Origin of the sequence: Thermoanaerobacterium sp. R66, from assembly GCF_028895185.1 — a bacterium.
GTDB lineage: Bacteria > Bacillota > Thermoanaerobacteria > Thermoanaerobacterales > Thermoanaerobacteraceae > Thermoanaerobacterium.
The window spans coordinates 1,308,066-1,325,602 of record NZ_JAEUWW010000001.1; the positions used below are offsets into that span (position 1 = coordinate 1,308,066).

23 protein-coding genes are annotated in these 17,537 nt (G+C 32.1%); 8 read left to right on the forward strand and 15 right to left on the reverse strand.

Annotation, left to right across the window (positions count from 1 at the left end; translation table 11 throughout):
* Positions 1-22: 22 nt before the first annotated feature.
* Both JJQ93_RS06680 and JJQ93_RS06685 read right to left on the reverse strand, forming a co-directional pair.
* Positions 23-970, reverse strand: a complete 948-nt coding sequence (locus JJQ93_RS06680) for a phosphoglycerate dehydrogenase (protein WP_274893175.1) — start codon at positions 968-970, stop codon at positions 23-25.
* A gap of 234 nt (positions 971-1,204) precedes the next feature.
* The gene (locus JJQ93_RS06685) at positions 1,205-1,753 is read right to left on the reverse strand and encodes a rubrerythrin family protein (protein WP_274893176.1); all 549 of its coding nucleotides are present in this window, start codon (positions 1,751-1,753) and stop codon (positions 1,205-1,207) included.
* 124 nt (positions 1,754-1,877) lie between these two features.
* Between JJQ93_RS06685 and JJQ93_RS06690 the strand changes: the two genes are divergently transcribed.
* On the forward strand, positions 1,878-2,183 hold the full coding sequence (locus JJQ93_RS06690) for a hypothetical protein (RefSeq protein ID WP_085111577.1): 306 nt from the start codon (positions 1,878-1,880) through the stop codon (positions 2,181-2,183).
* Here the strand turns inward: JJQ93_RS06690 and JJQ93_RS06695 are convergent.
* The 5 genes from JJQ93_RS06695 to JJQ93_RS06715 all read right to left on the reverse strand — a co-directional run bounded on the left by JJQ93_RS06695 (position 2,170) and on the right by JJQ93_RS06715 (position 5,422).
* Complete coding sequence (locus JJQ93_RS06695; RefSeq protein WP_013787579.1) at positions 2,170-2,535, reverse strand: ATP-binding protein; 366 nt, start codon at positions 2,533-2,535, stop codon at positions 2,170-2,172. The two genes, JJQ93_RS06690 and JJQ93_RS06695, sit on opposite strands and share 14 nt — an antisense overlap.
* An 86-nt stretch (positions 2,536-2,621) precedes the next feature.
* Positions 2,622-3,197: a hypothetical protein gene (locus JJQ93_RS06700; RefSeq protein ID WP_085111578.1), complete on the reverse strand. Its 576-nt coding sequence runs from the start codon at positions 3,195-3,197 to the stop codon at positions 2,622-2,624.
* Positions 3,198-3,260: 63 nt separating this feature from the next.
* A complete protein-coding gene (locus tag JJQ93_RS06705; protein WP_085111579.1) occupies positions 3,261-3,860 on the reverse strand; it encodes a hypothetical protein in 600 nt (199 codons plus the stop codon).
* Between the two features lie 35 nt (positions 3,861-3,895).
* A complete protein-coding gene (locus JJQ93_RS06710; RefSeq protein WP_274893178.1) occupies positions 3,896-4,636 on the reverse strand; it encodes a hypothetical protein in 741 nt (246 codons plus the stop codon).
* 270 nt (positions 4,637-4,906) lie between these two features.
* On the reverse strand, positions 4,907-5,422 hold the full coding sequence (locus tag JJQ93_RS06715) for a hypothetical protein (protein WP_274893179.1): 516 nt from the start codon (positions 5,420-5,422) through the stop codon (positions 4,907-4,909).
* A gap of 242 nt (positions 5,423-5,664) precedes the next feature.
* On the opposite strand from JJQ93_RS06715, the gene JJQ93_RS06720 reads away from it, so the two are divergent.
* A complete protein-coding gene (locus tag JJQ93_RS06720; RefSeq protein WP_274893180.1) occupies positions 5,665-6,276 on the forward strand; it encodes a DUF1906 domain-containing protein in 612 nt (203 codons plus the stop codon).
* Between the two features lie 58 nt (positions 6,277-6,334).
* Here the strand turns inward: JJQ93_RS06720 and JJQ93_RS06725 are convergent, their stop codons facing one another.
* Entirely contained in the window at positions 6,335-7,426 is a 1,092-nt protein-coding gene (locus tag JJQ93_RS06725; RefSeq protein WP_274893181.1) for a VPS10 domain-containing protein, read from the reverse strand.
* A 592-nt stretch (positions 7,427-8,018) separates the two neighbouring features.
* Here JJQ93_RS06725 and JJQ93_RS06730 point away from each other — a divergent pair.
* From JJQ93_RS06730 to JJQ93_RS06740, 3 genes are all read left to right on the forward strand, one after another.
* Complete coding sequence (locus JJQ93_RS06730; protein WP_143588951.1) at positions 8,019-8,222, forward strand: helix-turn-helix domain-containing protein; 204 nt, start codon at positions 8,019-8,021, stop codon at positions 8,220-8,222.
* Positions 8,209-8,565, forward strand: coding sequence for a sigma-70 family RNA polymerase sigma factor (locus JJQ93_RS06735; protein WP_085111586.1), 357 nt, complete (start codon positions 8,209-8,211; stop codon positions 8,563-8,565). The genes JJQ93_RS06730 and JJQ93_RS06735 overlap by 14 nt, the downstream gene beginning before the upstream one ends.
* 104 nt (positions 8,566-8,669) lie before the next feature.
* Entirely contained in the window at positions 8,670-9,296 is a 627-nt protein-coding gene (locus JJQ93_RS06740; RefSeq protein WP_168170168.1) for a DUF1906 domain-containing protein, read from the forward strand.
* A gap of 55 nt (positions 9,297-9,351) precedes the next feature.
* Here JJQ93_RS06740 and JJQ93_RS06745 read toward each other — a convergent pair whose 3' ends face one another.
* Both JJQ93_RS06745 and JJQ93_RS06750 read right to left on the reverse strand, forming a co-directional pair.
* Complete coding sequence (locus tag JJQ93_RS06745; protein ID WP_085111588.1) at positions 9,352-10,182, reverse strand: hypothetical protein; 831 nt, start codon at positions 10,180-10,182, stop codon at positions 9,352-9,354.
* Positions 10,183-10,230: 48 nt separating this feature from the next.
* Positions 10,231-11,694 carry a YCF48-related protein gene (locus JJQ93_RS06750; protein ID WP_274893185.1) on the reverse strand — a complete coding sequence of 488 codons (1,464 nt, stop codon included), beginning with the start codon at positions 11,692-11,694 and terminating at the stop codon, positions 10,231-10,233.
* 210 nt (positions 11,695-11,904) lie between these two features.
* On the opposite strand from JJQ93_RS06750, the gene JJQ93_RS06755 reads away from it, so the two are divergent.
* Entirely contained in the window at positions 11,905-12,204 is a 300-nt protein-coding gene (locus JJQ93_RS06755; protein ID WP_274893186.1) for a peptidoglycan-binding domain-containing protein, read from the forward strand.
* Positions 12,205-12,314: 110 nt separating this feature from the next.
* On the opposite strand, the gene JJQ93_RS06760 is transcribed toward JJQ93_RS06755, so the two are convergent.
* Both JJQ93_RS06760 and JJQ93_RS06765 read right to left on the reverse strand, forming a co-directional pair.
* Positions 12,315-13,415, reverse strand: coding sequence for a LolA family protein (locus JJQ93_RS06760; protein WP_274893187.1), 1,101 nt, complete (start codon positions 13,413-13,415; stop codon positions 12,315-12,317).
* Positions 13,416-13,419: 4 nt separating this feature from the next.
* Entirely contained in the window at positions 13,420-13,929 is a 510-nt protein-coding gene (locus tag JJQ93_RS06765) for an RNA polymerase sigma factor (RefSeq protein ID WP_274893188.1), read from the reverse strand.
* Between the two features lie 155 nt (positions 13,930-14,084).
* Between JJQ93_RS06765 and JJQ93_RS06770 the strand changes: the two genes are divergently transcribed.
* Positions 14,085-14,978, forward strand: a complete 894-nt coding sequence (locus tag JJQ93_RS06770) for a radical SAM protein (RefSeq protein WP_274893189.1) — start codon at positions 14,085-14,087, stop codon at positions 14,976-14,978.
* Here the strand turns inward: JJQ93_RS06770 and JJQ93_RS06775 are convergent.
* Together JJQ93_RS06775 and JJQ93_RS06780 are read right to left on the reverse strand one after the other, a co-directional pair.
* Positions 14,961-15,821: an RluA family pseudouridine synthase gene (locus JJQ93_RS06775; RefSeq protein ID WP_085111590.1), complete on the reverse strand. Its 861-nt coding sequence runs from the start codon at positions 15,819-15,821 to the stop codon at positions 14,961-14,963. The genes JJQ93_RS06770 and JJQ93_RS06775 overlap by 18 nt on opposite strands.
* 18 nt (positions 15,822-15,839) lie before the next feature.
* Positions 15,840-16,046: a YgiT-type zinc finger protein gene (locus JJQ93_RS06780; RefSeq protein WP_274893190.1), complete on the reverse strand. Its 207-nt coding sequence runs from the start codon at positions 16,044-16,046 to the stop codon at positions 15,840-15,842.
* A gap of 189 nt (positions 16,047-16,235) precedes the next feature.
* Between JJQ93_RS06780 and JJQ93_RS06785 the strand changes: the two genes are divergently transcribed.
* The gene (locus tag JJQ93_RS06785; RefSeq protein WP_274893191.1) at positions 16,236-16,367 is read left to right on the forward strand and encodes a hypothetical protein; all 132 of its coding nucleotides are present in this window, start codon (positions 16,236-16,238) and stop codon (positions 16,365-16,367) included.
* 41 nt (positions 16,368-16,408) lie between these two features.
* Here JJQ93_RS06785 and JJQ93_RS06790 read toward each other — a convergent pair whose 3' ends face one another.
* The gene (locus JJQ93_RS06790; protein ID WP_274893192.1) at positions 16,409-17,521 is read right to left on the reverse strand and encodes an aminopeptidase; all 1,113 of its coding nucleotides are present in this window, start codon (positions 17,519-17,521) and stop codon (positions 16,409-16,411) included.
* Between the last annotated feature and the right edge of the window lie 16 nt (positions 17,522-17,537).

Below are 17,537 nucleotides of genomic sequence, written 5' to 3' on the forward strand. Positions count from 1 at the left end.
TATCATTTTAAGCTTTGGCACATTATGCATATACAAATTTAGGCTCCTTACCTTCTAAGATGCTTTTAAGTCCTTCTACAGCCATCATGTTCATCCTATTTATGGCATCTTCTGTAGATGCACCGCAATGTGGAGAAAGTATCACATTTTCCAGTTTAATCAATTTGCTATTATATGGAGGCTCTATCTCAAATACGTCTAATGCCGCACCAGCCAATCTTTTTTGCTTTAAAGCTTCGTACAAGGCTTCCTCATTTATAAGTTCTCCACGTGAAGTGTTGATTATATATGCAGTGGTTTTAATCATTTCTAGTTCTTCTCTATCTATAAAATGATGCATGCTTTCTGTAAACGGTATGTGAAGTGTTATATAGTCTGAATTTTTTAGTAAAGTCTGCAAGTCAACATATTCCATCCCTATCTCTTTTGCAAATTCATAGTCAGGAAACATGTCATAGCCCAATATTCTCATGTCAAATCCTGTAGCCCTTTTGGCAACACTTTTGCCGATATTTCCCGTGCCGATTATACCAATGACCTTTCCATATACTTCCCTGCCAATGACTTTATCCCATCTATTATCTCTTACGATTTTATCCATCTTAAATAGTTGCCTGCTAAGTTCCAATATCATCGTAAACACTAAATCAGCAACAGATTCTTTATTAGCACCAGGCGTGTAAGTTATCTTTATGCCTAACTTTTTGGCGTATTCTATATCAATATTATCCAATCCAACACCGTACTTTGTGATAACCTTTAATTTTTTAGCATTATCTAAAATTTCTTTGGTTATTTTATCGACTCCTACAATGATGCCGTCAACGTCTCGAATAAGCTCATTTAATTCATTTTCAACAAAAGATCTTCCACTCTCATTCATTAGAACTTCGTAATCACTAAGCATTTCAATTATATCATTTTTCTTATGACACAAAGATCTTGGAGTTATCAAAATCTTTCCTTTCATTGGCTCTCCTCCAATCAATATTGTAATTTAGACGAGACAATCTTCCCCCATATATAAAGTGCAAATTTGATGCCAATGTTGCAACGCACAGCAAAATAAACCCTTAGGCTTAATATAAAAAAATGTGTGCAGTGAAACACATTGCAAGAAATTCATTTAGATGTGATTCAAATGTGTGTCAACTAAAATGATTAAGTGTGTGAAATTAAAAGGAAGGTTATAATCCCTTCCTCTTTAAAAAGACACAAATTTCGTTTTTTCTGCTCCACAGACGGGACACTTCTCAGGTATAGGTCCTACTGTTGTATAACCGCAAACACTGCATATATGTACTTCATTAAATCCTACGTCTTTCCCCATATCTACTGATAGTTTCGCTTCTTTGAAAAGATCAGCGTGGATTTTTTCCGCTTCTCTTGCCCATGTAAATGACTTTAAAGCTTCCTGTTCCTGTTGAAATTCTGCTGTAGCAATATACGTCGCATACATCTCGTTTACTTCAAAAAGCTCTCCGCTTATGGCTTTACCTAAATTGTTAGACGTATTTCCTATGCCGAATCCAGCCATTGATGGCACTAAAAAATCTCCTTCAATATCTTTATGTGCTTTAAAATGATTTCCTGCATGAACTTCCTCTGCATACGCTATGGCATTAAAAAGTTTTGATACGTTTTTAAAGCCTTCTTGCATGGCAATTTTACCCCACGATTTGTACCGTTGATATGCCATGCTTTCCCCGCCAAATGCAGAGCGCAGATTTGCTGCCGTCATATTATTTTTCATAAATACACCCTTTCTTTATGAGTTTGTCTATATTTTTTATCAAATTTGTTATTTTATACAATACATCATCATCTGTATGAACGTATATATCATTTTTTTCATAAATTGTATTGGGGGTTATATCATGGTTAATATAAAAAGTATATTAAATATGGCAAAAAAATTATTTAAAAGAAGCAGAGGATATGACAAAATAACATTAAGATTGTACGGCCTTGATGTAGAGGTAGAAAGGAAGACAAACATAGATGTGCCACATGAAGTCACAGTAGTTGTACCAAGAGTGGAGTTTAGAAAAAAAATAAAAGACGGTGAAGAAGACATAGAAATAATCATGAACAGCATCACTGTGGTTCATTCACCACGCCACAAAGAGCTTGGTACATCTTCTCAACCGCCAAACATCTCTAAAAGGATCAACCGTGAATAAGAGCCGGAAGACATCTTACGCAGACTTGCTTTATCTCTCCTTTGTATTTATACGTCAAAATTGGTGCATCATCGTCGCTGTTGCCACAATATGAACATCTATCTTTGTCAATTGTAGCCTTGTGCTTCAACGCAGCTTCTTCGTTAAAAGGCATTGCTTCCCTTTCTTCAATAGACAAAGCGCCTGTTGGACACACATTCAAGCATACACCTGCGCCATCGCAAAGCTCCTCGCTTATGACTTTGGCTTTCCCATTCACTAAAACTATTGCGCTTTCAACACATGGTGAAATGCAAAGTCCACATCCATTGCACTTCTCTTCATCGATCTTTACTATCTTCCTTTTGACCATTTGATAACCTCCATTCATTTTTGTCCAATATATACTATACAACAAAAACAGCACAAAGTTTGTGATAAATATCACAGATTTTGAAATTAATCTTTTATAGAATCTAATACAGAATCTAAAAAATGTGAATTTATATTGCCGTTAACTATCTTATAAGATTTATAGCTATTTATATTATTGTACCAATTAAAAAAGAATAAATGATAAGTCTTAGCTGTTGTTATAGCGACATCAATATATTTCTCATTGGTTACGCTTATTCCGATTCTCTCATCTTTTTTATTGGTATAAAAGACAATATCGTAAGAATAATTATTTCCACTGGTATACTTGCCATTATACTGCACAAGTTTAAATTGCTTTAAATACGATATCAAGTCATTTATTGTCTTTGCATCATTGGTGCTTTTTATTTTGCTGTCCTTAGTATTGTCAGTGTTTTTAGCCAACATAACCGAAACGATCTTTGAACTGTGGAAGTTGCTTAATACCAGCGAATTAAACGACCCTATTCTAAAGTAGTCTAAGTAAAGATGAACTGCAAGAAGTATACAAAGAAAAAAAGCTACAGCATACCTAATCTTTGGTCTTTTAGATTCTGGATATTTTGAAGAAATAATCAAATATATTATCACTATTGCAAAAATCAATATAATGAGCAAATAAATTGACCCCCTTTAGATTATTTGTAACTAATTGGTTTGTTTATTTCTATCACTCATTAACTACCTTAGCGCATCCTGCCACTCCTTTGGCAAAGGATAGCTTTTAGTAAATGCTTGACCATGATATACAGGAATTACACCAGCTTCAACAGCGGTCTTTAAAGGGACATGCTGTGCAATTATTACAGAACCTGGCGGTATATCCCCAAACATCGGTACAGGGCACCAATACCTTCCGTCAGGAGGTAAATATAGAAAGACAACGCCTTGCAATGTTATATACAAAAATTTATCGTTGGCTCCATTGCTTATGGATACAGGATCGGTTTTGTCGCTTTCAGAATAAATATATTTTTGCCATGCTTTAGGCACTTTCCAAGAAGTAAATGAATTTGATTTTGTACCTAAATCCTGCCAAACATGCCCATAGATATCTGAGCCTACAACTGGTATTTGTGACACATCAAAAGTTGGGTTTGTTTTCAATTGTTTTAAAATTTCTTTTTGTGATATTGGATTTTCCATATCGACACTTTGAACATTTTCAGATATCCCACTGCTATTGCTGTCATAAATGCTTGTATGTCTTGTTAACATTTGAGATAGCAGTATACCAACTATTATTCCTATTGCAAATATCATTACATTTTTTACCTTCATACAAGGACCCCTCTTTATCTTATTTTTAAACCTGATTAATATGTGAAATTAAATACTTTGTTTTTATCCAGTGAAATAACACTGATTGTGTTTTTTCCCCATTGTATCAGTGAATTTTGCATCGTCATATCTTTCTCTGAGATTTCGCCTACCGTATTTATCTTATGAGTTTTCATTTCATAAAGTTTTAAAAAATGACTTCCGTTCGGACCATTTACTTCTGCTGACGGCAAAAAAGCAAACTCATCTTCATTATTGGGGTTAAATGAAATTCTCATCATGCTTTCTTTTTTTGATTCATCATACCATAATATACTGCTTTTATTTGTGTCAGTGTCAACAATGACACTAATTGGAACGTCTTGAGAAAACTCTAAAACAATATATCTTCCTGACGGAGAAGCAGTTATATAATCAATGCCATTAAACAAATCGTACTTCAACGCGTATTGGGTTAAATCTATAGTCTTTACGACATTATCCTTTGCATAGCTAAGCTTTATATAACTTTTATCACCATCGTGACTTTCTTTTAAATCACCATTTTCAACAAATAAGAATTGATTCACCCAAGCTGATACGTGATTACCATTGTATGTAATAAGCTGTGGAATATGTTGGTTAATCTGTGTAGCAACTATACTATCGCTATTATTTTTTACAGTATTTGAAATTTGAGCCTTTTGCAATTTACTACGGTCACCTTCACTCATTTTGTTTCCGCATCCATTTAAAAATAGAGTTAAAATCAACAAGCTTACAAAAATCTTTTTCACATATAACCCCTCCTCACAACTTTTGACAATATTATACAATAAATTGAATATTTCTTTAAAATAAACTATTAAACATTTTGATCACTGGGCTTGTGTCAATAGAATAAATATAAGTCCAATCTAATTAATTTGATTTAACCAAAGCACACTCATTTTTATTTACAAATGTATTTGTAGTAAATTCTTATGGATGTTAATTATATTTTACGTTTTATCGCTGTCATTTGTGATAAACAATACATTGTTTATTAAAACATTCGATCTTGTAATTTATTCCAATTGATAAATAATATTATTTTTGATTATTCCTTTTTTTATGGTAACCAATATGACATAAATGGTATTTTCATCTATACCTGAAGTCTGTTTTACCACACCGGTTGTATCAGTGTAAATATATAAATATTTATTATTAACTTCAATATTTTTAATATAAAATTGTGGAACATATGTGGGTTTCGGTGGATATATTACAACACAAATAAGATTTTTGTCTGTAGTATCGAGAGAAATATTCGGAAATTGATTATTACTCAAAAATGCAACATCCTCAAAATGCTCTTTTTTAAATTTATCCCATTCTTTATCATTTTTAAACACATATATTCCTTCTTTTGGAAATTCAGACATATCTGTATAAGTTAGAAAATTGCTATATATAGTATAATATTCTATAGGTTTTAAATCTTTATAATTTGAACTCATATTATTACTTTTAATAGTATCACTTCCACATCCAGTTAAAAATAAAGCTAAAATTAAAAGGTAAGCTAAAAATCTTTTCATATTCACATCCCCCTGATACTTTTAACATTATTATACATCTAATTGAACTGTAAAATATTACATAAACATTAAAAATAATTAAGAAAAAATTAAATTTAAAAATACCTTTAAAAAAGGTTGTATTTTAAAAATAAAACACTCTTTTATAATATAGAAGGGTAAATCGGCCGATAAAATCCTTCTTAAAAAACTAACGAAAGTGAGGTAAAAAAATGGGTAATGGAATTCATACAGCAACAAATGTGTCTAACGCTTTAACATGTTTAAAAAATCAGGGTAAAACCTTTATAGGACGATACTTTGCTGTTACAAATACGTGGAAAGCTTTAACAGCAACTGAAGTACAAAAAATCTCTTCGGCAGGGTTATATATCGTATCTATATGGGAAGATGGTCCTGCCAATAGTCCTAGTTATTTTACGTACAATCAGGGAAAATTAGATGGAGATAATGCATTCAATTATGCCGCTGATTTAGAGCAAAGCGCTGATACTCCTATATACTTTGCAGTTGATTTTGATGCTACTACGACCCAAAAGCAAAGTATTTTGGATTATTTTAAAGGAATTAATGATGGATACCTTCAGTATATTTACGAACGCCAAAAGGCTGGCGAACAAGTTGTACATTATAAAATTGGTGTTTATGGAAGTTATGATGTACTAACATGGTGCAAAGATCAAGGAATTGCAACTTACTTTTTCCAAGCATATGCGCCAGGTTGGAGTGGTGGCAGAAATACAAATCCATGGTCCGGATATCATTTAAGGCAGACAGCTTCAAATCAAACACTTTGTTCAATAAATGTAGATCTAGACATATCAAATGATGCAGCTGGAGGATGGAAATTATAATAGAATATAACGAAAAAGAGAAGGCTTTATAATAAATTTATCGCCTTCTCTTCTTCTTTTAAAAAAGATTTTCCCATGAAAGTCCACCATTATTACTGTATTGTAGGTTTGTACCCAATTGTGATTTAACTAAAGCCCACCCATTTTTAGAATCTATAAATTGTATTTGTACTGTATTCTTAGGGATATTAACTTTATTCCACGTTTTACCGTTGTCATTTGTGATAAACAATACATTGTTTATTAAAACATTCCAATTATTTTTATCTACTAAATTTATCTCAATCGGTTTTTCTTTTATTGAAAATGACGATACTTCTTTCCATGTTGAACCATCATCACTACTGTCCATAAAAATTATTCGGTAATCGTTATGCTTAATATCGTAAATACAAACTGGTAAAATTACAATAGTTTTTTTCTCATAATCAAAAAATTTAGGAGAATAAAATAAAATGCTATCATCTTTGAATTTTGAAAGTAATGGTATATCTTTTTTATTCCATGTATAACCACTATTACTGCTTAAGTACAATCCATGTTTTCCCGGTATACGATATTCTGCTGTGATAATACCAGTCTTAGCATCAGGCAAAAAAATGAAAGATGTCTTTTCTCCTTCAAATGAAATTGAATTATCATCTATTAATGAATTGTTTGGCATTTTCCCTTTGCTAATAAGTGTCCATTTGCTACCTATTAATTTATACACATCAACAGGACTATCTCCAGATGCCGGTCCATATTCTTTTAACATCCAACCACTCAATTCTTCCTTCGTTTGAAGAAAAAATAATTTACCCATTGTAAAAGGAACTTTCGAACCAACCCAACTTTTACCTTTATTTCTAGTCTCATATAAAGTTCCATCTGAATATAGCACCCAAGAATAATTTTCGTTTAAAAAGTACCATGAAAAAATGTTATTTTTATTGGCAGGTGATACATTAATCCATGTCTTACCTTTATCGCTAGTAATATAAATTTTATTTCCCCCTAAAGCCCAACCGTTGTGTTGTGTCGTCATTTTAATATACTGAAAATTATATGTTTGCTTAGCATTATTATTCTTTATAACATTACTTGTTTTACTTCCACACCCACTTAAGAATATTGTTAAAACCAACAAAGCGATAAAAAATCTTTTCATGTAATCTTCCTCCAACTTAAAACTTTTAATAATATTATACAACTAATCGTTTCATTATTTATTACGCAAATATTACAAATTATTAAAAATTATTAAAATAAATTACATTAATTTAAAATTATGCTATAATATGCACAAAATAATAGATTTCGATGGGGAACAGGGCAAATAAATTGTTATGCCCTGTTTTTACTTTCTTATTTATATAATTGTTTTTCTTAAAAACTACAATTAATGGGTTGTATTTTTTATAAATAGGTACTCTTTAATAGATAAAAGGAAAATAGATAATTTTAAAACTTTTCCTTTTATGGAGGTGTTGAAGTTGCAAGAGTTTTTCAATTATACATCTCTTAGCACGTTGGCAGGTAATGTTGCAGCAACAATCCTCATAGCCCAACTCATAAAAAAGTTAAAATTAATAAAGAAAATTCCAACACAGCTGCTTGTCCTTATTATCTCATTCTCCATCATTACATTTACATCGGCTGTAACTGGTAAATTTTCTTTTAAGGATATTCCCCTGTATTTTTAAATTCTATATTGGCTGCATCATCGGCCATAGGTACTTATCATACTATTAATAGTGAAAATGAGAAGAAGTCTAAAAGAGTTGATTAACGATATAAATACAGGGGATAAAGATGCACTGTGGGAGCTAATTCAGAGATTTAAGCCATTGATAAATAAATATAAAAGAAAATTGGGCTATGACGGTGCAGAAGAAGACATAATTTTATGGCTTGTAAAAACTGTTAAAAAGTATAAAAAAGGTGAGAAGAATGATAAATTTTGATGATAATAAAATTATAGCTTATATAGCTGAAGGCATGAAAAATGAATATATAAGACTCTCAAAAAAGAATGTAAAAATAAAAGAAAATGAATTTCTTATTCTTGATGATAAAGAAATTATAGTTGATAATTTTGAATATGAAAATGTAGAGAACAAAATCTTTGTACAAGAGGTTTTGAATAAGCTTACACCACTACAAAAAATGATAATACTGGAGACAATCATATATGAAAAAAAAGAAATAGATATAGCAGCCAAATTAAATATATCACAACAAGCGGTAAGCAAGACAAAAAAGAAAGCTTTAGAGAAAATGAGAAAGTTTTTAGAAAAAAATCATTGAGAATTGGTTGTTAAATTCAATATAAAGCACTCTTTCATAATATAGAAGGGTAAATCGGCCGATAAAATCCTTCTTAAAAAACTAACGAAAGTGAGGTGAAAATGATGAGTGTAGAAGGTGTAGATTATATGTATGCAGTTCCAGCTAACACTGTTAGTTGCTTTGCACAAAATGGAATAAAATTTATATGCAGATATTATGCTACTAGCAATAATACAAAAAATTTGACACAAAGTGAAGCAAAAACAATATCTAGTAACGGGATTGATATAGTAACTGTTTATGAAACGAATCCGACATATGCAAGCTATTTTACTTATAACCAAGGCTATAATGATTGCCTTGATGCAGTTTCCAGAGCAGGAGAAGTAGGGCAGCCATACAATAGTGCTATATATTTTGCTGTTGATTACGATGCAAGCAATGATTTACCCAACATAAATAATTATTTCCATGGTGTAGGTGATGCGATGCAACAATATGCAAAAATGAATGGCGGAAGCAAATGGTATATTGGTGTGTATGGAGGTTATGCAGTTGTTAACTATATAAAAGGTAAGTGGGGAGTTTCTTATGTTTGGCAAACATCTTCATGGAGCAATGGAAATATTTATCCAGGATATAATATTTATCAATACGAAATCAGTACGAAGTCAAATCCTGTTAAATTATGTAATGTAGAAGTAGATAAAGACCGTTCACCTGGCAATTACGGCGGATTTAGGATCTAATTAAAAAAATATTCAATAGATCTGAAAAATAAGTAAGATCTATTGAATATTTTCATTAAAATAAACTATTAAACATTTTGATCACGTCCATATTACTGGCATGTGGATATAACCAATAATTGTAACCTATTTTTGATGTCCATTTTATGTATTGGAAAGAGTTATTTTCAATAAAAATTTCTCCTTCTTTTATATCACTTTTAAATAATCGAAAATATGACAAATAACTTTTAACTTCTTTTATCATATCATTATTATCATAACCCCGTATATAAATATCCCAATTATTATATTTTGTATATGCTAACTGTCCAGGAAAATTTTCGCCTGTTAAAAATTCTACACCGTCAATTACTACCTTTTTAAATGATTTATTAGGTTTAATTATTGGATATTTAATCTCATCTTTAAATTTGTTTTCACCAGCCGAAAGCAAAAAAAATGTGAGAGGGTCTAAACCGACCGGAACATAAGTTAAACGTTCATCGTTAATAGGAATAATCGCATTTATAGTATCTATAGCGATAAAATAATAATCTTTATTAGCTTCATATTTAATGGCATAGTATTTATTATTTCTAACAGAAGAGCCAAGAAAATTAAGTGTTTCAATTGTTGGCACATAGGTTGGCAATATAACTGGCACATTCGTAACTTTCTGTATTTGAGGTTTAATTGTTTTTAAAACATCATAAATATTACTATTATCTATTTTAGACTTTTGCAAATCTGCTTCTTTCGAATTAATTTTTGAAGTTGAGTTAATTTCTGCTTTTGCTTTATTGTTTAAAGAGTTATCTTTTGAGTGAATATTTGTATTATTAATACTTCCACACCCACTTAAGAATATTGTTAAAACCAGCAAAGCGATAAAAAATCTTTTCATGTGCACACCTCCCCAAAATCTTTAACAATATTATGTGGCAACCTGTCTTTACTTCCATATAACAGATTTCTCGCTAAATGATTTTATATCTTCGGAATTTAATTTATTGACAACTGAATATTTGCCATCTTTTAAATCAATAGTGCACAGTTCAAAATCACTATTCTTTTCGCCTATAAAAGCAATGCAATCACCATCGTTATTCCAAAAAATTTTCGCAACATTAATATAAGGAACATGAAAATTTTTATAAACATTATTTTCAGCATCGTACAAATATACTCCACCTTTACCTATTGTGCCGGATGTAAAAGCTAATTCATCATGGTTAGGAGACCAAACCCCATTAGTCGCGCCTCCATATCTATCACCAAATTTTATAAACTTTCCATCATTAGCATTAATTATTATACTGTCAGTATCTTCAGGCAAATTGAAATTAACATATATGAATTTGTTGCCATAAGACAGAGATACAGATTTTACATCAGCAACACTTGTAATTTTGTAATCTTTCATTATTACATAATTTGTTAAATCAAATTTTTTAATCTCACTTTTTGTGTTTAATTTTACAAATATATGTTTATTTTCATCATACGCGTATACATTTGCTGACCAAGTGTTCCCACCGTCATTTGTCACATAAGTCACAGTGTGATTTTCAGATTTACCATTGTCTGTTCTATAAAAATCGACATCTAATGTCCCATTTTTATCGTCTTTAAATACAGGTACTGTAGCCGACAAGATACAATACTTTTCATAGCCTTGTGGTGTAGGAACTGAAACTTTACTCCACGTATTGCCACCATCAACTGTTCTATACAGGATCACATCCGCTGATACCGGATTTGATACACCTATCCATCCATTATCTGTACCATAAAATTTCATATCAATTGATGTTCCTACAATTGGTAAACCTGAATAAGAATCTGATGAAGTAACATTTACTTTTTGCCATGTCTTACCTCCATCATTTGTTTTGAGTAAATATTTAATTTGCTGTTCCGCTGCCGCATCAGATACAGCCAGAAGCCATCCTGTACTTTGCGTTACAAATTGGATTTTCGAGATGCTTTGTGACAATTGCTGTGGCAGTTTATAACTTAGTTTGTTCCACGTTTTGCCTCCGTCTGTTGTCTTAATCACATACAATGTAGTATCGCTATTATTTATCCATGAAATCCAACCATCATTAGAGTCTAAAAAATATGGGACAACATTTTCTACATAGACGTCATTATATGCATCTTTTGGAAAAACGTTTATAGGTAAATTTATTTCAGTCCATGAATTACCTCTATCTGTTGACTTGAAAATCTGTAGATTCTCTAATGTTTTATGATTGTCTTTAAAAGACCATTTCCACATAATATCAGATTCATTTGATTTTGAAAAGCTCTTAGACATTGTATTTTGGCTAATTGTAGTATTCTGTTTTCCACCAATTCCACATCCAGTTAAAAATAAAGCTAAAATTAAAAGGTAAGCTAAAAATCTTTTCATATTCACATCCCCCTGATACTTTTAACATTATTATACATCTAATTGAACTGTAAAATATTACATAAACATTAAAAATGATTAAGAAAAAATTAAATTTAAAAATACCTTTAAAAAAGGTTGTATTTTAAAAATAAAATACTCTTTTCTATATAGAAGGGTAAATCGGCCGATGAATTCCTTTCAAAAAATAATAAAAGCGAGGTGAAAATAATGACATATCCCTTTACGCGTACATTAACTGGGGGCAATACGGGACAAGATGTGTACAGATTACAATATGCATTAAATGCCGTCGGCAGATACTATTTAATTTCAAGCTGTCACTGCAAAGCAGATGGCATATTTGGACCAGAAACTAAAAATGCTTTAATGTCTTTTCAAGCTTGGGACAATATAACTGTAGACGGAATTTTCGGAAATATAAGTTCAGATCACCTTGTAAAAAGATACAATGCTGGTCCAGTTGCAGTATGGGGTGAAAAACCGTTAGATCAGGTTTTTCAATCTTAAATATGAGTGTCATAAAAATAAGCGTATGAGTGAGAATATATTTTCTCTCACTCATATGCTTATTTTAAATATCATTTATTATCTAATTTATGTCAATAAAATATATTTGCCTATTTATTCAAATCATCCTTCAATTGTTTTAATACGTCGTCATTTAAATTTGACATAATATTTACAGTTGTCTTATCTTTATGATATTCTTGTATAAATATAAATTTTGTAAAATCCTCGTTGTAGTAGTCAAGCTCAATAGCATTTTCATTTTTATATTTCCGTACCTCAAATAGCTTAAAACCTTTAGGAATCTTATCTGGTACAATTATATCAAAATTTACAGCTTTCTGAGCATCACTAATTGAACGAAAAATATCAAAATCACTTAGTCTATCAATTACAGGAACGTTTGAAGGAAAATTAGGTTTTAAACTTTCCTTGTCAACGCCAGAAGTAAAGTCTGTCTTATACATTATTACAGTTTTAATGTTGTTATGGACAGTTTCTTGTTTTAAAATGAAATTTGTCTCTTTATCTATCCAATAAGTGTCTATCCAGCTATCATCCTTAGAATTACCTGATGTTACTTCAATTACATTGGTATCAATTCCACCTATTTTTTCGCTGCCTACCAGTTTATAACTATCATTTTTTGCTATATCATCTATTTTTGATTTAAGGGCTAAGAAAGGTGAGCCAGTTGGATCTGAAGGAATTATTTCAATGCGATTTAAGTCTTTGTAATAATTCCATGACTTGTCACCATTTACAATTCTTATAAAATCATGTGTTTCATATCTATAGTTTAATGGACCAGCATATATTTCTTTCCAGGAATTATTAGATAAAACCACATTTGTCTTCATGTTTGTTGATATTTCTTTGCCCTCAATTACAATAGTTTTGACATTGTCATAAGCTTTTTGCATTGCATAAACAATATTATATGATGGACTTAAAGTAACCTTAGGAGCAATCCCATTTTCCTTATTCAATCCCCAAAAATGTATATTAATAAATATTATTGACAAAGACATTAAAATAGCTGCTGCTATGAATGATGTCAATAAATAATTCCATACTGACCTTTTTTGATGCTCTACGCTTGTATTTTCTGTATTTTCGTTTAAAGGTGCCTTCAATACCTTTTCTAATACATCTGGCGTATGCTCATTAGCATACTTGCGACACTCCTTATAAAAGTAATGCAACTTCATAATATCATCTCCTAATATTTTTTAATAATTTACGAAGTTTTTTCTTGATTATGGAATATTTCCACCGTACAGTACCTTGTGGAATATTCAAAATCTCACTGATTTCTTTATGCGTATAACATCCAAAAACATGTAGCGAAAATATTTCTCTCTCATCATTACTGAGATAATTCAGCACATCATTTATCATTATAGAATCCGTCACAAACTCATCAACATTTACAGCTTCTTCAACATTAGCATTTATTTTTTCATAATTTAATAATTCAAACTTTCTATCCCGCAAACAATTTAAAGCAAGATTCCGAGCAATTTTCATTATCCATGTTCGTAAATTATTAATAGAGCCATATTTATAGATGTTTGTTCTCACTCTTATGAATGTTTCTTGCATGATGTCTTCTGAAAGTCCAGCATCTTTCAGGATAGATAAAAGATAAAAATACACAGGTGTTTTGTACTTCATATATATTTTTATAAATTCATCGTCATTTTTTTGTTTTTCGTCATGCAATTTTTTCCCTCCTCAATCTAAACTAACACACTCTATAGACACTTCGTCAATTCATTTTGTTGGCAAAAAGTTATATTTTAATTATAAATTCTAGAGGAATTTTTCATACTTTGTTTATACACTAAATATGTTAAAATACTTATGAGGTGTTTTAAATGATATCAGAAGTATGCAATATATGTCCGAGAAATTGTAATGTTGATCGCAGTACAAAAGTAGGCTTTTGCGGCATGTCAAGTGAAATACATGTGGCAAAAGCATATCTTCATGAATGGGAAGAGCCTTGCATAAGCGGCAGCAGAGGGTCTGGAACAGTATTTTTCACAGGATGCAATTTAAGATGTGTATTTTGCCAAAACTACAAAATCAGCCAAGAAAATTTTGGTGTAAGTGTTTCACCAGAAAAGCTTGCAGATATTTTTATGAATTTAGAAAAAGCAGGTGCTCACAATATCAATCTCGTGACACCTACAATATTTGTACCAAAAATAAAAGAAGCTATAATCATAGCGAGAAATAATGGGCTTAGCATACCTATCGTTTACAACTCAAATGCTTACGAGAGTGTAGAATCTCTAAAATCTTTAGAAGGGCTCATAGATATATACTTGCCTGACCTAAAATATTACAGCGATGAAGTTGCTGTAAAATACTCTAATGCACCACATTATTTTGAGTACGCCACAAAGGCGATTTTAGAAATGTATCGTCAAGTAGGTGACCCTGTCTTTGACAGTGACGGCATAATGAAAAGGGGAATAATTATACGCCATTTGATATTGCCAGGGAAATTAGATGAGACAAAAATGATACTGAAGTGGATAAAGGATAATCTGTCTAACGAAGCGTATGTAAGCCTTATGGGACAATATACACCATTTTACAACGCCAATAAATACAAAGAGCTAAATAGAAGGATAAGCAAAAAAGAATATGAAGAAGCGATAGAATACTTCTTCGAAATAGGTTTGGAAAACGGATTTGTACAGGATGATGAAAGTGCATCAGAAAACTTCATTCCTGATTTTGACTTAGAAGGCATTCTTTAAAACAGCCTTCATGTCATCTGGAATTGGCGAATAGAGAGAGATGCACTTTCCAATAAAAGGCTGCTTAAATGTGAGTCTATAAGCGTGGAGTGCCTGTCTTTTTATATAAGATGTATCCGAACCATATAGCGTATCACCAATTATGGGATGCCCTATATGGCTTAAGTGAACTCTTATCTGATGCGTCCTGCCTGTCTTTAATTCTAACTTTACAAGGCTTAACCTTTCTCCTCTCTTTAGTAAACGAAAATGTGTCACTGCCGTATCTCCTTCATCGTCTACCATTCGCTCAATTGTGCTGCCTGGTTTTCTTTTTATAGGCAAATCTATCGTTCCTCTGCCATCCATATCTCCTTCGACTATTGCAATGTACAATTTTTTCATAGGAGATACTATTTGCAGATAATTTTGCATAAAAGGATTTTTGGCAAAAATGATTAAGCCGGATGTATCTCTGTCAAGCCTATTGACAGGCCTTATTGGCGCCTTAATGTTATTTTTTTCATAATACCAGGCAACACCATTTGCCAGTGTGCCATCAGGATGCCCGGCTGTAGGGTGGACAACAATGCCAGCATCTTTATTAACAACTAAAATGTCTTCATCCTCATAGCATATATGTAAATCCATTTTTTCAGGCCTTACTGATGTGTTTTCGTCATCCAACAAAAGCTCCACAACGTCCCCTTCAAAGACAAGCCTATTAACTATCGAAATTTCTCCATTTACAAGCATCTTGCCGCGATTTTTGTACTTTCTTATTAGAGTCGGAGAAAAGCCTTTATTTAGCAAAAACTCCTTCAACGTCAAATAAGCATCTTCTTTATTAACGACTACTTTCATTCCCTTACACCTTAAAAATCACGCTTTAATCAACCCAAAAAGAGACTTTCTCTCTTCTTTTTTCAGTAATTTATCCAATACTTCTGTGTCGTAATATTTAGCACCGCATTTTTGACAAACGTAAGTTGGAACATTTTTATAAACTACCATCTTTTTCCCCTTAATCAACTCATATTCTGCCATCTCTATCTTTACATCTCCCCCACAGAAGCATCGATTTAGCATTATTGACCTCCTTACATATCTAAGTTCCATACATTATATCGAAAAAACGACAAAAAATTTTAACATTTGACATAATCATTATATCATTATTTGTAGAAACAATGAATATTTTATACCGTAACAAAAATATTTTTTTATCATAATATGTTATTGTATCTATTCCCATCTATATAAAAAGGGGGTATTGTAATGTCTGGAACTGACTGCAAGAAGAAGCCAAAAGACGATTATTACTGGGTATGGATAGTTTTGATAATTGTCATAATACTGCTTTTAGTACCAGGTGTATTTGTACTCGATAAGCAAGAACCTACAGTATAATATTAAAAAGGCGTGGCTACATGCCAACGCCTTTTTTCAGCTTACAAAACACTTTTAATAAAATGGCCATCTTTATAGAAAAGTTCACCGTCTGCATATATTTCTCCGCCTTGCCTCATGTCACAAAGCATATCCCAATGAATGGCAGAACGATTTTTACCACCCGCTTCAGGCATGGAATCACCCAATGCCATATGTACCGTGCCTCCTATTTTTTCATCAAAAAGCATATTTCTCGTAAATTTTTGTATGCCGTAATTGGTGCCTATGGCTACTTCTCCAAAACGCTTAGCACCGTCATCTGTGTCCATCAAAGCGTGCAATAAATCTTCGCCTTTTTCTGCCGTGGCTTTTACGACAAGTCCATTCTCCACTTCCAGGTATATACCTTCTATGCTTTTACCCATGTATATTCCTGGGAAGCTAAACGTGATGTGTCCATTTATTTTATTTTCCACAGGTGATGTAAAAATCTCTCCATCAGGAAAGTTCTCTGTGCCACTGCAGTTTATCCACTTCCTGCCTGATGTATTGACGTATATGTCAGTCCCATCTGATACTATGTGCAGTTCTGACTTTTTATTCAGATAATCAACCCATATATCTTGCTCCATGCGTATCTTTTGCCACAATGATATAGGGTCATCGCTGTCTAATAAACCTGCGCCATAGACAAAGTCCTCGTATTCACTTAGGCTCATTTCAGCTTCCTGAGCATCTGCCTGAGTGGGATACTGTGTTCCACACCACCTTAAAGAACCATTGCCCATCCTTTCTGAGTAAACCTTTCTCCATGACGATGCACCTTTGGCTGCTAGCTGCAGCTTTAATGGATCTACATTTGAATTTGCTTTTGTGTTTTTGTTAGCCCAAGCAGTAAGCCATACATCTGCTTTTTCAAGAGCTATCCTTTGTATGTACTTTTCCATGAGAAGCTGTTCATCTGTGGCATTTTTTAAAATAATCTCTGATACATCAGGAATGTCAACCAATGTCTCAACATGAGCCCCTGCCTTAACTGCCTCCCTAACTACTTCGCTTATCCACGGTATAGCGATATCACCTGCTTGAACCAATACAAAATCTCCTCTTTTGACTTTTGTAGAGTAATTCACCAACAGATTTGCAAGCCTTTTTAACCTTGGGTCTGTCATGTGCCCACCCCCCATT

Coding starts and splice junctions, on each gene's coding strand:
- JJQ93_RS06680 (WP_274893175.1), bottom strand. CDS start 970: ATGAAAGGAAAGATTTTGATAACTCCAAGATCTTTGTGTCATAAGAAA.
- JJQ93_RS06685 (WP_274893176.1), bottom strand. CDS start 1,753: ATGAAAAATAATATGACGGCAGCAAATCTGCGCTCTGCATTTGGCGGG.
- JJQ93_RS06690 (WP_085111577.1), top strand. CDS start 1,878: ATGGTTAATATAAAAAGTATATTAAATATGGCAAAAAAATTATTTAAA.
- JJQ93_RS06695 (WP_013787579.1), bottom strand. CDS start 2,535: ATGGTCAAAAGGAAGATAGTAAAGATCGATGAAGAGAAGTGCAATGGA.
- JJQ93_RS06705 (WP_085111579.1), bottom strand. CDS start 3,860: ATGAAGGTAAAAAATGTAATGATATTTGCAATAGGAATAATAGTTGGT.
- JJQ93_RS06715 (WP_274893179.1), bottom strand. CDS start 5,422: ATGAAAAGATTTTTAGCTTACCTTTTAATTTTAGCTTTATTTTTAACT.
- JJQ93_RS06725 (WP_274893181.1), bottom strand. CDS start 7,426: ATGAAAAGATTTTTTATCGCTTTGTTGGTTTTAACAATATTCTTAAGT.
- JJQ93_RS06730 (WP_143588951.1), top strand. CDS start 8,019: ATGAGAAGAAGTCTAAAAGAGTTGATTAACGATATAAATACAGGGGAT.
- JJQ93_RS06735 (WP_085111586.1), top strand. CDS start 8,209: ATGATAAATTTTGATGATAATAAAATTATAGCTTATATAGCTGAAGGC.
- JJQ93_RS06740 (WP_168170168.1), top strand. CDS start 8,670: ATGAGTGTAGAAGGTGTAGATTATATGTATGCAGTTCCAGCTAACACT.
- JJQ93_RS06745 (WP_085111588.1), bottom strand. CDS start 10,182: ATGAAAAGATTTTTTATCGCTTTGCTGGTTTTAACAATATTCTTAAGT.
- JJQ93_RS06750 (WP_274893185.1), bottom strand. CDS start 11,694: ATGAAAAGATTTTTAGCTTACCTTTTAATTTTAGCTTTATTTTTAACT.
- JJQ93_RS06755 (WP_274893186.1), top strand. CDS start 11,905: ATGACATATCCCTTTACGCGTACATTAACTGGGGGCAATACGGGACAA.
- JJQ93_RS06760 (WP_274893187.1), bottom strand. CDS start 13,415: ATGAAGTTGCATTACTTTTATAAGGAGTGTCGCAAGTATGCTAATGAG.
- JJQ93_RS06770 (WP_274893189.1), top strand. CDS start 14,085: ATGATATCAGAAGTATGCAATATATGTCCGAGAAATTGTAATGTTGAT.
- JJQ93_RS06775 (WP_085111590.1), bottom strand. CDS start 15,821: ATGAAAGTAGTCGTTAATAAAGAAGATGCTTATTTGACGTTGAAGGAG.
- JJQ93_RS06780 (WP_274893190.1), bottom strand. CDS start 16,046: ATGCTAAATCGATGCTTCTGTGGGGGAGATGTAAAGATAGAGATGGCA.
- JJQ93_RS06785 (WP_274893191.1), top strand. CDS start 16,236: ATGTCTGGAACTGACTGCAAGAAGAAGCCAAAAGACGATTATTACTGG.
- JJQ93_RS06790 (WP_274893192.1), bottom strand. CDS start 17,521: ATGACAGACCCAAGGTTAAAAAGGCTTGCAAATCTGTTGGTGAATTAC.